This is a genomic window from Fluoribacter gormanii, assembly GCF_900156395.1.
Lineage (GTDB): Bacteria > Pseudomonadota > Gammaproteobacteria > Legionellales > Legionellaceae > Legionella > Legionella gormanii.
In genome coordinates this window covers 228,332-243,386 of sequence record NZ_FTNL01000002.1, presented here as the reverse complement: position 1 = coordinate 243,386, position 15,055 = coordinate 228,332, and the positions used below count along the sequence as shown (strand labels likewise).

Here is a 15,055-nt window from a genome sequence, read left to right as displayed (position 1 = left end):
AAGTAATACTCGACAATTACTCTCCCAGAATTCTCCGAAACCTAGAAAAAGTGCTTTCTTGCTATTACACACCCACGAAAAAACATCCTGTTTTATCGATTTATAAGCTCGGAGAGTTTGAATAACCCATGTGAGTAGTTACAAAGTTAGTCCGAAATAAAATAAAGGTAAAGCGGCAATTAAACTGTCCAAACGGTCTAAAATACCCCCATGACCAGGAATAATGGCGCCTGTATCTTTTAAATGACAACGACGCTTCAATATACTGATGAATAAATCACCAAAGATCGCAATAATTATAGTACATAAGGCTAAAATGAACCAATGAACCCCGGAAACTGGATGAAGATAACCATAGCCAACCCAAGCAATCAACATGGACAGAATAACGCCACCAGCAACCCCTTCCCAGGACTTTCCAGGGCTAACTTGAGGAATTAACTTATGTTTTCCCATAAGTTTACCGCTAAGGTAAGCTCCCGTATCTGAGACCCAGATTAAAAACAGCAAACAAACAAGTAATGCTTTACCGTTAGAAAAATAATATAAATGAATTAGGCTTTGAACGAATAATGGTAAGAGTAACAAACATACAATCGCGACAATGACAGGGTACCCCCAATATTTCTGCGATCCTGGAAAACTAAGGATGGCAACAATATTCAAAGCCCAAATAATTAATCCAGCATATAACCAATATGTAAAAAGATAACCACAAGCCCATAAGCACAAAAGCATCAACACAACAAATCCGGCTTGTAACTGCCAGTTTTTTAAAGGAATCAATTGAAAACATTCTCTTGCTGCAGCAAGAAAAATAACCAAAATAATACCTGCTAAAAGCCATTGATTACCATAAAAAATAAGCCATAAAACCAAGGGTACTAAAATTAGGGTTGTAATTAAGCGTTGCAAGAACATTTCGTTATCCTTAATATTAGGGTCGGTTCACATTATTGCTATCAATGTAAAAGGCCCAGGAGTTAATTAGGAAATTTGCCCAAATCTTCTTTTTCTTTTATTAAAAGCATTCAAGGCCAATTCAAGTTCATGTTCACCAAAATCTGGCCAATGTACTTCAGTAAAATAAAGCTCTGTATAAGCAAGCTGCCAAAGGAAAAAATTACTAATTCGTAACTCACCGCTGGTACGGATAAATAAATCAGGATCAGGTAACCCTGATGTATCCAGATAATGAGCAAAACTGGTTTCGTTTATATCATCTATGTTTAATTCACCATTTAATACTGCCTTGGCTATTTTTTTTGCGGCATTCACCAGATCCCACTTACCACCATAATTAACAACCACATTCAAAATTAATTGCGCATTATTTACCGTCAAAAGCTCTGCATCCTGCATTTGTTTTTGTAATACAGGTGAGAGCAAACCACGGTCTCCAGTAAATCGTAAGCGAATCCCATGTTGATTCAATTCGGGGAGTTCCTTTCGCAACGACTCGAGGAATAATTCCATTAAAAAATTAACTTCTTCAGCGGGTCGAGACCAATTTTCCGAACTAAAAGCAAATAAGCTAAGGCAAGGAATACCTTTGGTCATACAGCAACGAATCATTTTTTTTACTGATTCAACACCCGCCTTATGCCCTTCGATACGCGGTAACCCTCGATTTTCAGCCCAACGACCGTTTCCATCCATAATAATGGCAACATGCTGAGGAATTTTTTGTTCCAAAACTACTCTTCCCAATCTAATAAATGGTGCATAGTCTAACCTCTTTAATACAAAAATGTCACTACTGAATGCAGTGTGGGATAAACCCTATAATTTTTCCATGAGCTCTATAGGGAATAATTTCTGAATCGTGCATCTGCCTCGGTAACAACGAGGATGATTTTACTGCAAGAAACATGACAGAAGCCGAGAGAATACATTACGAAATACTTATTAATTAAGGTATAATTTCCCCCATAAAATGTGGATTGCGTTCTGGAGAATTTCATGCAAAAAAAAGCAACCTTGTTGCTCATGATCTTAGATGGCTGGGGGTATAACGAAAATAATAAGCATAATGCTATTGCTCAAGCTAACACACCCCAATGGGATGAATGGTGGAAAAACTGCCCCCATATTCTTTTGCAAGCATCCGGATTTGCTGTTGGTTTACCTGATGCACAAATGGGTAATTCAGAAGTAGGACACATGCATATAGGCGCCGGCAGAGTAATACAACAAGATTTCACTCGCATTAATGAGAGCATAAATCATGGAGAATTTGCCCACAATCCTGTCTTCCATGATGTCATTAACACATTACAAAAAACTGGAAAATCATTGCATATCATGGGATTATTTTCTCCAGGGGGAGTCCACAGTCATGAGCATCATCTATTCGCCTTGCTTGACTTATGTGCACAGCAAAAATTTACTTCGGTGTATTTGCATTTATTTTTAGATGGACGAGATACTCCACCACAAAGCGCATTACAAAGCTTGGAACGCCTCAATACAAAATTAAAAACAAATCCAATAGCCCGTGTTTGCTCGATTAGCGGACGCTATTATGCGATGGACAGAGACAACCGTTGGGAACGAGTAGAGCCTGTTTATACTTTGTTAACCCAAGGCAACAGCGAGCATCATTTTCAAGATGCAGAAACAGCAATAAAGTCTTATTATCAACAAAATCTGTCTGATGAATTCATACCACCTACCCTCATAGGAGAGCCGAGGGCAATTGAAGATGGAGATGCCGTTTTATTTTTTAATTTTCGTGCAGATAGAGCGCGACAACTAACTACAGCCTTTATTGATCCAGCGTTTAAAAAATTTAACCGAGCAGTGCAACCGCAATTATCTTATTTTGTGAGCATGACTCAATATGATAAAAACTTACCAACAACCCAAGCTTTTCCACCTATTCCTTTAAATAATACCTTAGGAGAAGTGCTTTCAGCCCATGGATTAAGTCAATTACGCATCGCAGAAACGGAAAAATATGCTCATGTAACTTTTTTCTTTAACGGTGGAAACGAGAATATTTTTACTAACGAAGAACGAATTTTAATTCCCTCTCCCAAAGTTGCTACATATGACTTACAACCTGAAATGAGTGCCCCTCAATTAACAGAACGTTTGGTCGAGGCAATTAACAGCCAAGATTATGATGTCATTATTTGCAATTACGCGAATGCCGACATGGTAGGACATAGTGGAGATTTTAAGGCCACCACTCGTGCAATCGAATGTCTTGATCAATGCATGAGTAAAGTCTGGCATGCACTAGCAAGGCAAGGAGGAACGTTACTCATTACTGCCGATCATGGCAATGCTGAAGAAATGTTTGACGAAACAACTCATCAAGCACATACTGCTCATACTAGTGAACCTGTACCATTAGTATACGTTGGAGGTAATTGGCACTTTACCCAAAGCGAAGGTAGCTTGATTGATATCGCGCCAACTATGCTAGGCTTACTCGGAATTACCCCGCCGGCAGAAATGACCGGTCGTCAATTGTTAGAAAAAAATACTCATGAATAAATGGAATGACACAGTTTCTTTTAATTTATGTCGCTCAGATGCTAAAAATTATTGTTTAGGTAGATCAGTAACACTCAGACAAAAATTAAAATGCAATAAATTCCTTTCCGAACAAGTAAATAAGGATTCGGATATTCTATTGAGGAAAAACTATTCTTGTGAGGCAACATATCAAACACAATCCAGAGTCGAAAAGGGGACAACTTATTTTGCCGGATTACTCTTTAGTCTTTTGCTTTGTTTCGGAGGCTATGCGGAATCCACGTCTGCGGTAGTGCAAACACAAAATAAATTAAAACAATTGGATGCACAAATTAACAGCCTCCAAAAAACATTAAATTCAGCTCACGATAAACGAGGCCTTTTAAATAAGGAATTGTCAGAAACTGAAAAGCAAATTGGTACAGGGATTCATAAATTACACTCCATCCAAAATGAGATCAAGGATACAGAAAATAAAATTACTGACCTACAAGAACAAGTAAATCAACTTAACCAACAGCTCATTACCCAACAACAATTATTAGCGAACCACGTCCGTGCTCGTTATCAAATGGGAGAATATCAACCGCTTAAATTACTACTGAATCAGGATGATCCCAATAAAGTGAGTCGAACTTTAAGTTATTACCAATACATCGTTAAATCACGGCAACAACTTATCGACAAAATTGATAAAACACGAGCGAACCTTAGTGAGAGCAAGGAAAAACTTAGAACAGAACTTATTGCCAATAAACAATTAAAATCAGAACTTACGCAACATCAACAGCAATTACAACAAAATAAAACTTATCATACAGCTCTAATTCAATCACTGAACCATGAAATTCAAGATAAACAAAACAGGTTGCGTGAGGTACGAAAGAATAAAGAAAATTTAGCACGGTTACTGAAATCGTTAGCAACACAGCAAAGCATTACTCCTGCAAGCACCCCCTTTAGCCAGATGCGCAAAAAATTGCCGCTTCCGGTCCAGAGCCAGAGCCGTTCTCTACGAAAAATGAACCAAGGAGTGACATTTTTTGCCGAGGAAGGAGCCGTAGTAACTGCCGTTTACCCTGGGAAAGTAGTATTTAGTGACTGGCTTAAAGGATATGGTTTACTTCTTATCATTGATCACGGACAAGGGTTCATGACCTTGTACGCTCATAATCAATCTCTGTTTAAGAGCAAGGGCCAGTACGTACGTCAAAATGAGCAAATTGCAAGTGTAGGTCATAGCGGCGGAATTAAACAAAACGGTCTATACTTTGAAATAAGACTAAAGGGAAAAGCTATTCCACCACTTAATTGGTTGTCATAGTTTAACCCTGGCACCTTAATTGCATTTCAATAATTATAATAAAAGAAGATGGCTTATTTTGTAGCCTTGCATCTGAGGAGATCGCTATGTTGATAAGAAAACTATATCCATGCACGCTTGCGATAGTATACGCGTTTACTCTTATGTTACCTCTTACAGGCTTTGCAGATGATGAGGCTAATACAGATACGTCTACAACCCCAAGCTCTACGACTAAAGCGGTTCCGTTAGAAGATGTTCAACGCTTTTCCAATGCCATTGGTGAAATTAAAAAATATTATGTCAAACCTGTTGATGATAAAGAACTCTTTGATAATGCCATTCGCGGCATGCTCACTGGACTGGATCCTCACTCCAGTTACCTGGATGAAGAAGAGTTCAAAGATTTACAAACATCGACTAGTGGTGAATTCGGTGGTTTAGGACTCGAAGTAACCATGGAGGATGGAGTGGTTAAAGTAGTTACTCCTCTTGTTGATACCCCAGCCTTTAAAGCAGGCATCAAATCTGGAGACTACATTATTAAATTGGGAAAAGAATCAGTTCAGGGGCTCTCACTTAAAGATGCAGTCAATATGATGCGTGGTAAAGCTGGAAGCACTATTCAGTTGACTATATTACGTAAAGGGGTTAATAAAGCGCTTACTTTTGATTTAATACGAGAAATTATCCAAATTAAAAGTGTACAAAGCAAAATAATTGCCCCAGGCTATGGTTATATTCGTTTAACACAATTCCAAGCATTAACTGGAAAAGACATGTTACAAGCCATTGATAGGCTAAAACAACAATCTGGTGGAAATTTAAAAGGCTTAATCCTTGATTTACGCAACAACCCAGGAGGACTACTTGATTCAGCAATACAAGTTTCTGATGCCTTCCTTGGTAAAGATAAATCAGGCAAACCAGAAACAATCGTCTCAACCAAAGGACGTTTGCCTGGCTCAGATTTTACCGCCTTAGCCAAAGGAGTAGATGTATTACATAATGCCCCTATGGTTGTATTAATCAATAATGGTTCTGCATCTGCAGCTGAAATTGTAGCTGGCGCACTAAAAGATAACAAGCGAGCCGTCATTCTTGGCACAACAAGCTTTGGTAAAGGCTCAGTGCAAACCGTATTGCCACTGGATGAAAAGACTGGGATTAAGTTAACTACTGCGCTGTATTACACTCCATCAGGAACTTCAATTCAAGCTCAAGGAATTGTTCCTGATATCATAGTGAATGAGGTGGAAATTCCTAAAACTGCTGCGAAACAGACTGATCCTACTGGATACAGTGAAGCAAATCTAAGCGGGCACTTAATCAATAAAAATAACCAGGAAATTACTAAAGCTAAAAACTTCAAAGCGCAAATGGATGAGTTAATGCATAATGACTATCAACTCTATGCCGCTTTAACGGTTTTGGAAGGCATGGCTTTAGCTAATAGATAATTAGTCACTCATTAGAGAAGAGGAGTCAAGGGGTTGAAACCGCCCCGCTTAGGCTCCTCTTCCTTTTATAGCAGGAAGGAACGGAGCCCCCCCTGTTTCTCAGTCACAAGTTGAAAATCTAAAGAAAAAGTCAGATGCTCACAAGACAAGCTAAAGCCCAGAGGTAATGATTCAGATTAACACCCAGGCCATTTTAGAAACAGCCAATCAGTAGTCATTCAATTAATATCAGGCAGTAAGCGTCTGCTTCTTATATGAAACACCATTTTTACCTAAATTAAATGCACCCATGACCCCCGTTCCTGGCTCAAGAGCCAACAGATGCGTTGCGATTGCTTGACTGGAAAAGTCAGAATGGGTTTGCATCGCAAGCAAAGCACTATTATGGATTAGATGGAATATGTCAAAAGCATAACCTGCTTCACTGATAGGATGGCTGAGATATTCTTGCTTAAATTGCGCGATAAATTCTGGCTTCGTTGATTTAGTCAAAGCAGCAGATTGTTTGTGATTAGGGCTTTGTGCCTGAAAATTATTTTTTCCATCGGCAATTATTGAGTCATCAGTGAGACAAAAATGGATGAGTTTATTTTTTTTCGCTAAGGGTGCAACTAAAGCACCACTTTCGCTTCCTTCAGTCATAATTACATTAATATGATGTGCATCAATAAATTTTTGCAAAGTTTTTTCTGCATTAGCATTACTTGGCATTTTATCCAGCGTATAAAACTCATAATTAATTTCTGTAGACTTTAATTGATCTCGTGCAATTTCCATTGCTCCTAACATATTTCTACCAATAAAAGCAGATTTTTCAGAAAATGGAGCATAAATACCAACATTGATTGTCATTTTAGCTTTATTTGTAGAATCAGCCAGATCAGATGCAGCGTTACAAAAATTCGCTGTCATTAGCGACAGAAAAAAAGCACCTAATACAGTATAAAACTTTGATAAAAAATGTTTCATATTCATCATCCTAATTGATTAGACTTTATATTGATATTTACATTTAAATGATTGTTTGAACCCTTTTCCTGCATGTCCCTGTCCTCAATTTATAGCGCCCGACATCAGCAAAACACAATTGTAGCGAGAACTGCTGCGACAGTCCCTAAGAACAGTAAAATCATTTTGCTATGAATAGAATCTAAATACAATGGTTGGGATTTAATAATAATTGTGCGATAATCCCACAAAATTGACATATTTTCGAATACAATGAACTATATTAAATCAATATCACTCCTTGCTGGTCTAGTCTTTTCCTCTTTTGCTCAAACTAACGTCCAATCCCATTTTGACCAAATAAAAAATGATCCTCACACCTTATATGCATTTTTTAAGAGCATGCCTAAAGGTGGTGAGTTACATTATCACTTAGCGGGCGGTGCATACCCTGAAGTTATGCTGGAATTGGCATCTAAAGAGAACTATTGCTTAAATACAGTCAATTGGACCGTGAGCAAAAACACCGCTGACTGTAATGGCATTGATACAAAGGATCTACTTAATCACCCTGGGCTTTATGCAAATACCGTAAGAAGTTGGTCCATGAAAGATTTTGTTCCAGGAAAAGAATCAGGACATGATCATTTTTTCAGCTCATTCTACAAGTTTAATGCCATAGTTGCAGATCATCAGCCTGAGTTAGTTGCCTCGGTGTTGCAAACTGCCGCACAACAAAATGAACACTACATGGAGTTAATGATTTTACCTGATAACGCCCATTCGACCAGTTTTGGTGATATGCTTAAAGATGCCACTACGTTAGAGCAAAAAAGAAAGCGTTTATTAGCTAACCAGGATTTTCAAAATAATATCAATTATACGGTGGTAGAATCAAATCGTATCTTGCAACAAGCACGTCAAGAGTTAGGCTGTGAAACGAATCCAGAAAATAAAGCCTGCCAAATAAAAGTGAAATTTTTATATTATTCACTTAGAGAGCAATCTTTTGATAATCTCTTTGCTCAAACACTTAATGCTTTTGAAGCGGTAACACAATCCATAAAAAGTAAAGGCACACTTGTCGGCGTTAATTTGGTCCAACCTGAGGACGGTATTATTTCTTTGCGCGACTTTCGCAAACAAATGCAAATGTATCAATACCTGCATCATATATATCCACAAGTCAATATCGCGTTGCATGCCGGCGAACTAAGCCAGGAGATTGTCACTCCGGAAGATTTGGACTACCACATACATGATGCCCTTTTTACTGGTCAGGCGCAAAGAATTGGACATGGGGTAGATATTGCTCATGAAAATAATGTGAAAAATACCTTAAACTTCATGGCAAAAAATCATAGGGCAGTAGAAATTAATCTCGTCAGCAATTCTAAAATATTAAAGATTTCTGGGCACAATCATCCTTTAAATTTTTATCTTCAACATCAGGTTCCAGTTGTATTATCTACCGATGATGAAGGTATATTGCGCACCAATTTAAGCCAGCAGTATGTGGAAGCTGTATTAAAACATGGTCTAGATTATCAAACTTTAAAACAAATCAATAGAAATGCTTTAACCTATGCATTCATACCTGGAAAGAGTATATGGTCCGATGCCAATAAAGCTCTATTGACTCATGATTGCCAAGATTTAGAAAGTGATCGCTGTCAACAGTTTATAAAAGGAAGTGAGAAGGCTCAATTACAGTGGGATTTAGAGCAAAAACTACGCACATTTGAGAATAAGTTTTAGATATCTAAATTTTTAAGTCTGAAACCAAGGTGTTTTTAACAGTTCATCCCTCCTTCTATGTACCGCGACTTGTTCGCGGTATCCTTAAATGTTCAATTTAATATAGACCCATCATATGGCGATTCCAATACTAAGAGCTCCGAATCGTATCAAAACAAGAAGCATCTATTTCAATTATCCTATGAAAGAACACTCTAAAGTTTGCAATCCGATATATATATAATTCAGTCCATTGGTTAGAAAAAGAAGTGTAGATGATAAATTTGATTGAAAATTTAGATCCGAATGATGCGATGTTTATGAGGAAATCTGTTGCTGATTAGTGACTCAATACCGCGAGCAAGTCGCGGTATTTCAGAAGTGGATGGGTTGTTAATACATCCTGAAAAGATTGTAGCCTGGCATTTTGTATAACCAAGCACAATTAATCTCTAAATGGACCACGTAAAATTATCGTCGAGTCACGTTCTGGACCTGTGGATAATATATCAATAGGAACATTCAGCAGATTTTCTATTCTTTTCAAATATGCCAGTGCATTCGCAGGCAAATCATTTAGGTTCGTTATATCAGCAGTAGATTCTTCCCAGCCTGGCATTTCTTCGTAAACTGGCTCTAAACCCTGAAAATCAGCCGCCGATTGAGGTGGGCGAGAAATTAAATTACCTTCTTCGTCTTTATAAGCAACCGCTATGCGCAATACCTCTAATTTATCCAGAACATCCAGCTTAGTGATACACAATCCTGTAATACTATTCAACTCAATTGAATGTTTTAACAACACCGCATCAAACCAACCACAACGCCTGGGTCTTCCAGTAACTGCCCCAAATTCTTGGCCACGCTCAGCAATCTGTTTGCCCACATCATCAAAAAGCTCTGTCGGGAAAGGACCGCCTCCAACACGCGTAGTATAAGCTTTGGTAATCCCTAAGACATAGTCAATATATTTGGGGCCGAATCCTGCACCGTTAATTACCGATCCCACACAAGTGTTTGAAGAAGTGACAAAAGGATAAGTTCCATGATCGATATCCAGATAGACCCCTTGGGCACCTTCAAATAAAATATTATCCCCTTCCTCTCTGTGTTCATGCAAACAAGCAGAAACATCACACACCATAGGACGTAATTCTTCAGCCCACCGTACAGCAGAATCTAATATTGGTTGCATCGCGACAGCAGGCTGTTTGAAATACTGAGTCAAAATAAAATTGTAGTAATCTAAAAGGTCTGATAATTTTTTTTCAAACCGCTCAGGATGAAATAAATCACTAACCTTTAATGCACGGCGGGCTACCTTGTCTTCATATGCAGGGCCTATTCCGCGTCCAGTAGTACCAATTGCTGCATTCCCCATATGGGCTTCACGTGCCTTATCCATAGCAACATGACATGGGAGAATTAGAGGGCATGCCATGCTAACGCGTAAGCGAGAACGAACATCGACCCCACTTTGTTCTAGTTCTTTTATTTCACTTAAAAGTGCATCGGGCGAAAGAACCACTCCGTTTGCAATGTAACAAATTACATTGGGTCGGAGCATACCTGATGGAATGAGGCGTAGAACAGTTTTAACCCCATTAATTTTTAAGGTATGGCCTGCATTATGACCGCCCTGATAACGAACAACAACCTGCGCATCTTGAGTTAATAAATCGACAATTTTACCTTTGCCTTCATCGCCCCACTGCGTTCCTAAAACAACAACGTTTTTACCCATGATCTACTCTTAATTTGCAAAATGCTATTCGCCGCTCTAAATTGAGAACATTTGAACTCAATTTCAACAAAATTTGTAACTACTCCTCCCTGACCTACTTCCGAATTAGAGGCATCTCAAATAAAAAACATTCTGAAAAAAACTCACAAACTCATCGTACTTTTTCAGAATGTTTTTATTCAACCTGGACTCAAATTTGGACGTTCTCCAAAATTTTGCTATAGGATGAATAGTTATCAAAACTCAACATTATAGTTACTTTTTAGCAGGTACACCATCATTTTTTGGTGTAGCGCCCTTAAAATAATCAAAAAATGCACTACTTTGATCCAATACCAAAATATCTTTTTTACTTTTAAAACTCACTTCATATGCAAGCAAACTGCGATATAAAGCAAAGAAATCTTTATTTTTATTGTATGCATCTGCATAAATTGATGCCGCTTGTGCTTGTCCAATTGCTCTTGTTTTCTGTGCATTGCTGCGAGTTTTTGCCAATAAGACCATGACATTAGCATCTGCTTTAGCTTTTATTTCCTCAGCAGCCGCTTGACCATCAGCACGATGTCTGTTCGCAATTTTTTGCATATCAGCACGCATGCGCTGATAAATCGCATTGCTGGTATTGGCAGGCAACTCTATTCCTTTAATGCGCACATCAACCACAATCATACCTAATCCACCGGCTTGCTTTTGAGCCGCTTTCCGCAACAACTCCATCAAATCATCACGGCCGCCCGATACTACTTCAGAGATGGTACGTTTACCAAACTGAGCGCGTAATAACGTATTTAATTGTTGTTCCAATAATGTTTCTGCTTTAAATTCACTACCACCAGTTGACCTAAAATACTGAGCCAAATCAGTAATCTTCCATTTAACATAATAATCAACCATTACATCCTTTTTTTCCTTGGTAACAATACGAGTCGATTTAATGTCCATTGTTTGAATACGAGTATCAAAAATACGTACATTTTCGATAAACGGGATTTTAAAATGCAAACCAGGGTTCAATACCTTAACTTTATTAGTCAATTTGTCATCGACCAGACGCCCCAAACGCAGAAGAATACCTTGCTGTCCTTCTGTTATTGTAAATACACTGGTCAATAAAAATAAAAATATTAAGAAGATCAGGATGCCAAGGGTTCTAGCAGTAGTTTTCATTGTTAATCTCTCCCTTGTCGATAAACAGGTCTAGTAAACTCACGATCATCGACTAAATTCTCTGTCTCACCACTCTCATCTCTCTCCGTTTTGCCATTTTTAGCGGAGACAGTTGGAAAAGAGGAGGGCTTTTCAAATAATTTATCTAGGGGCAGATACAACAAATTACCCGATTTGCTATCAACAATGATCTTACTGGTCTGGCTTAGCACCTTTTGCATCGTCTCCAAATACATGCGTTCCGCCGTGATATTGGGAGCCGCGATATATTGAGGAAGCAAGGCCAAGAATTCGGAAACCTCTCCCTGGGCATTCAATACAACCTGTTTGGAATAAGCTTCGGCCTCTTGCTGAATACGGCTTGCCTTCCCTTCAGCGATCGGTACTACTTTTGCCGCATAAGCATAGGCTTGTTCTTTAAAGCGTTTCTCGTCTTCTTGTGCTTTAATCGCGTCATCAAACGCATCTTGGACGCTCTCAGGTGCACGTGCTGGCTGAGGAGATACATTCACGATCGAAATACCCGTTTTATACAAATCCAATGTTTTTGCCAAAGTATCTTGAACTTGATTCCCCCAAACTTCACGACCTTCAGTAATCATTTGATCTAATGTAGTTGTTCCCACAACTTGCCTTAGAGCACTTGAGGTCGCCTGCTGCAAACTCTCTTCGGGATTGGCTACATTAAATAAGTAATCTTCCAGATCACCAATACGATATTGGACGGCCAAAGACACTGAGACCAAGTTTTCATCCCGAGTAAGCATTTGTCCAGAATAGGAATAATCCAACACTCTATCCACATTCATAATAATTTTGGAAGAAATAATTCTTGGTATCCAATGAGGTCCTGAGCCCACAGTTTCGACATATTTGCCAAAACGAAGAATCACGGCTTGCTCAGCGGGATCAACGATAAAAATGCCAGAAAGTACCCAGAGGATAAAGGCAATCGAGACAACTATTAAAGTCACTAGAGCGCTATTTGACTTTTTGGAAGGCTCATTACTCATTTTAGCAGCTCCTCCGAATAGAATCTTCTTCAATTTGTCATGAACACGTTTAAGAGCTTCATCTAAATCTGGAGGCTGATTTTTACCCTTCCAGGGATCTTTGCCTTTATCTGGCTCATTCCACCCCATGTACTACTCTCCTGGCAAATTCTAAGAAAACTAGAATTCTATGGGGTATGTGAAGTTTAAGCAAGTTTTCCTAGTATAATTAACTCGATCTGGATTCTTAATTTTCCATAAAATATGCTTTTTCAAACGGTTAATTCAGCAAGAAAAATTTAATGAGATAGTTAGGGCATGTTGACATTTGGTACTTTTGTAAAAATCTTGTCAGGAGTTTGGGGACCTACTGACATTTTCCTCTGAGGTCAATATCCCAAACATCTACTACAATATCATTTTCAGTAATAAAGAATTGATCAAATAAGTTAATTGTTGGATCACAATGAGGAACAATCAGTTCTAAAACCTCACCATATCCAGGTAATTGAGCACCGTTTACTGCTGTAACCTTACCATGCTCATCACCAAATCCTCCCCAATCATATTTCAGGCCCTGGTGACTAATAATTTGAGGTTTGCATTGATCGACATAAATCGATTTTGTACCTGCATCAACAGTAACATGCTCTGCTCTATTATTACTAATGACTGTGGTCAAAAGGGTCATTGCCGGTTTGAATGCATTAAATTGCTCTTCATTACTTTGGGAACCAATAGAAGTGTATTGAACATCCATAACCGTATAAGAGCCAGGTTGAATCTCAGTTACTTCTGTCGCCTCAACATCAATATCATAAGTTCCTGTTCCACTTCCTGTTAATATGGGGCAATTAAGGCCATTTTCTCTAAAGCATTTTACAAGGTCACTTGCCATTTGCATCGTTTGCAATGACTTAATTTTGCGCTCATCAAAGGAAGATATATGTTGTAAATTACCGGCATAACATTGAATTCCCATCAAGTTTAACCACGGAAATTGCTTCATTTCCAAAGCAAAATTTAAGGCATATTCTGGCTTAACCCCAGTACGTCCTATCCCTGGATCTACATCCACCAGAACATGAATCATTTTCTTATGGCGTGCGCCAGCTTCATTTAAAGCAACTATATTTTCTTTATTATCTACAACTATTAAAGTAGAGGGTGCTTGCTCCAAACAGGAGATGAGCCTAGAAATCTTATTGTCCGTAACAATCGGCGAAGTAATCAAGACATTGGGCAGTCCATTCTGAATAAGAACCTCAGCTTCGGAAATTTTTGCAACACTAACACCTATTGCACCGTATTCAATCTGTAACTGAGCTAATTTAGAACACTTATGCGTTTTACAATGTGGCCGGACATTAACCTTATTTTTAATAGAATGCTTCCTCATGATTTCTAAATTGGAGTGCAAAATATTTTTATCAATTAACAAGCACGGGGTATCTAATTCTGCTTTTTTTAAACCTAAGGCTGTTTTCAACATTCTATTTCTCATCAACAATTAATCCGCGCTCAACATCACGCGAATTCCTATATAAACCAATAAACCACCAAACAACCGACTTAAAACGGCTTGAAAATTAGCGAATATCATTCGGACTTTATTGGATTGCAGGAATAAAACTAATAAAGGCCAATACAAAGCGGACTCAGCAATAAACACTCCAGCAACTAAAGCCTTATCGCCCATTGATGCATTAATTGAGACGAACTGAGTAAACAAGCTGAAGAGAAAAACTGCAAGCTTTGGATTTAAAGCATTACACAAAACTCCTTCGATATAAGCTTTCGAAGTTGTTATATTTTTCATGGTGCTAAGATCTTGATGTATTGCTAAAGATTGTTTGGATTTTAGACCTTTTAATCCAAGATAAATTAAATAACATGCGCCTGCATATTTTATAGTTGTATAAAGGACAATGCTTTGTGTGATAATGAACGCCAACCCCAAAATGCAATAAGTAGCATGAAAAAGGCATCCAGTGACAATACCGAAAGCCGTTGCTAAAGCCTGTCGCTTGGGGTAAAACAAAGCGTTTTTGGTAACAAGTATAAAATCCGGTCCTGGACTAATCATACCAATAAAACAAATCATCATTAAAAGGAATAAACTAATATTCATAATGACTAACCCCAAAAAATAAATTAAGACTACTATTAATTTTTAAATTTTAATTCAATGCATACATACATTTATTATTTACTT

At 38.2% G+C, this 15,055-nt stretch carries 12 protein-coding genes; 4 read left to right on the top strand and 8 right to left on the bottom strand.

From position 1 onward, the window contains the following. Nucleotides 1-138: 138 nt before the first annotated feature. Both BW930_RS02500 and uppS read right to left on the bottom strand, forming a co-directional pair. Complete coding sequence (locus tag BW930_RS02500; RefSeq protein WP_058466563.1) at nt 139-921, bottom strand: phosphatidate cytidylyltransferase; 783 nt, start codon at nt 919-921, stop codon at nt 139-141. Between the two features lie 66 nt (nt 922-987). Next, nucleotides 988-1,695, bottom strand: coding sequence for an undecaprenyl pyrophosphate synthase (gene uppS / locus BW930_RS02495; protein WP_058466564.1), 708 nt, complete (start codon nt 1,693-1,695; stop codon nt 988-990). Between the two features lie 267 nt (nt 1,696-1,962). Here uppS and gpmI point away from each other — a divergent pair, with 267 nt between their 5' ends. The 3 genes from gpmI to BW930_RS02480 all read left to right on the top strand — a co-directional run bounded on the left by gpmI (nt 1,963) and on the right by BW930_RS02480 (nt 6,249). Further along, complete coding sequence (gene gpmI, locus BW930_RS02490; protein WP_058466565.1) at nt 1,963-3,504, top strand: 2,3-bisphosphoglycerate-independent phosphoglycerate mutase; 1,542 nt, start codon at nt 1,963-1,965, stop codon at nt 3,502-3,504. Continuing rightward, the gene (locus BW930_RS02485) at nt 3,497-4,810 is read left to right on the top strand and encodes a murein hydrolase activator EnvC family protein (protein ID WP_058466566.1); all 1,314 of its coding nucleotides are present in this window, start codon (nt 3,497-3,499) and stop codon (nt 4,808-4,810) included. Before gpmI ends, BW930_RS02485 begins: the two co-directional genes overlap by 8 nt. A gap of 86 nt (nt 4,811-4,896) precedes the next feature. Further along, nucleotides 4,897-6,249 carry a S41 family peptidase gene (locus BW930_RS02480; RefSeq protein ID WP_058466567.1) on the top strand — a complete coding sequence of 451 codons (1,353 nt, stop codon included), beginning with the start codon at nt 4,897-4,899 and terminating at the stop codon, nt 6,247-6,249. 228 nt (nt 6,250-6,477) lie between these two features. Here BW930_RS02480 and BW930_RS02475 read toward each other — a convergent pair whose 3' ends face one another. Continuing rightward, entirely contained in the window at nt 6,478-7,218 is a 741-nt protein-coding gene (locus BW930_RS02475) for a type 1 periplasmic-binding domain-containing protein (RefSeq protein ID WP_058466568.1), read from the bottom strand. A 252-nt stretch (nt 7,219-7,470) separates the two neighbouring features. Here BW930_RS02475 and BW930_RS02470 point away from each other — a divergent pair, with 252 nt between their 5' ends. Next, entirely contained in the window at nt 7,471-8,955 is a 1,485-nt protein-coding gene (locus BW930_RS02470) for an adenosine deaminase family protein (protein ID WP_058466569.1), read from the top strand. A gap of 424 nt (nt 8,956-9,379) precedes the next feature. On the opposite strand, the gene BW930_RS02465 is transcribed toward BW930_RS02470, so the two are convergent. From BW930_RS02465 to BW930_RS02445, 5 genes are all read right to left on the bottom strand, one after another. Continuing rightward, nucleotides 9,380-10,678 (bottom strand): adenylosuccinate synthase, encoded by a 1,299-nt coding sequence (locus tag BW930_RS02465; RefSeq protein WP_058466570.1) that lies wholly within the window; start codon nt 10,676-10,678, stop codon nt 9,380-9,382. A 255-nt stretch (nt 10,679-10,933) separates the two neighbouring features. Then, entirely contained in the window at nt 10,934-11,848 is a 915-nt protein-coding gene (gene hflC / locus BW930_RS02460; protein WP_058466571.1) for a protease modulator HflC, read from the bottom strand. A 2-nt stretch (nt 11,849-11,850) separates the two neighbouring features. After that, nucleotides 11,851-12,990: an FtsH protease activity modulator HflK gene (gene hflK, locus BW930_RS02455; RefSeq protein WP_058466572.1), complete on the bottom strand. Its 1,140-nt coding sequence runs from the start codon at nt 12,988-12,990 to the stop codon at nt 11,851-11,853. Nucleotides 12,991-13,207: 217 nt separating this feature from the next. After that, on the bottom strand, nt 13,208-14,332 hold the full coding sequence (locus tag BW930_RS02450; protein ID WP_058466573.1) for a DSD1 family PLP-dependent enzyme: 1,125 nt from the start codon (nt 14,330-14,332) through the stop codon (nt 13,208-13,210). An 18-nt stretch (nt 14,333-14,350) separates the two neighbouring features. Beyond that, nucleotides 14,351-14,971: a LysE family translocator gene (locus tag BW930_RS02445; RefSeq protein WP_058466574.1), complete on the bottom strand. Its 621-nt coding sequence runs from the start codon at nt 14,969-14,971 to the stop codon at nt 14,351-14,353. Nucleotides 14,972-15,055: the final 84 nt, after the last annotated feature.

Bases quoted from the DNA above. Each gene is read 5' to 3' on its own strand.
- BW930_RS02480 (WP_058466567.1), top strand. From the start codon at position 4,897: ATGTTGATAAGAAAACTATATCCATGCACGCTTGCGATAGTATACGCG.
- BW930_RS02475 (WP_058466568.1), bottom strand. From the start codon at position 7,218: ATGAAACATTTTTTATCAAAGTTTTATACTGTATTAGGTGCTTTTTTT.
- hflC (WP_058466571.1), bottom strand. From the start codon at position 11,848: ATGAAAACTACTGCTAGAACCCTTGGCATCCTGATCTTCTTAATATTT.
- BW930_RS02470 (WP_058466569.1), top strand. From the start codon at position 7,471: ATGAACTATATTAAATCAATATCACTCCTTGCTGGTCTAGTCTTTTCC.
- hflK (WP_058466572.1), bottom strand. From the start codon at position 12,990: ATGGGGTGGAATGAGCCAGATAAAGGCAAAGATCCCTGGAAGGGTAAA.
- BW930_RS02465 (WP_058466570.1), bottom strand. From the start codon at position 10,678: ATGGGTAAAAACGTTGTTGTTTTAGGAACGCAGTGGGGCGATGAAGGC.
- BW930_RS02450 (WP_058466573.1), bottom strand. From the start codon at position 14,332: ATGTTGAAAACAGCCTTAGGTTTAAAAAAAGCAGAATTAGATACCCCG.
- BW930_RS02485 (WP_058466566.1), top strand. From the start codon at position 3,497: ATGAATAAATGGAATGACACAGTTTCTTTTAATTTATGTCGCTCAGAT.
- gpmI (WP_058466565.1), top strand. From the start codon at position 1,963: ATGCAAAAAAAAGCAACCTTGTTGCTCATGATCTTAGATGGCTGGGGG.
- BW930_RS02500 (WP_058466563.1), bottom strand. From the start codon at position 921: ATGTTCTTGCAACGCTTAATTACAACCCTAATTTTAGTACCCTTGGTT.
- BW930_RS02445 (WP_058466574.1), bottom strand. From the start codon at position 14,971: ATGAATATTAGTTTATTCCTTTTAATGATGATTTGTTTTATTGGTATG.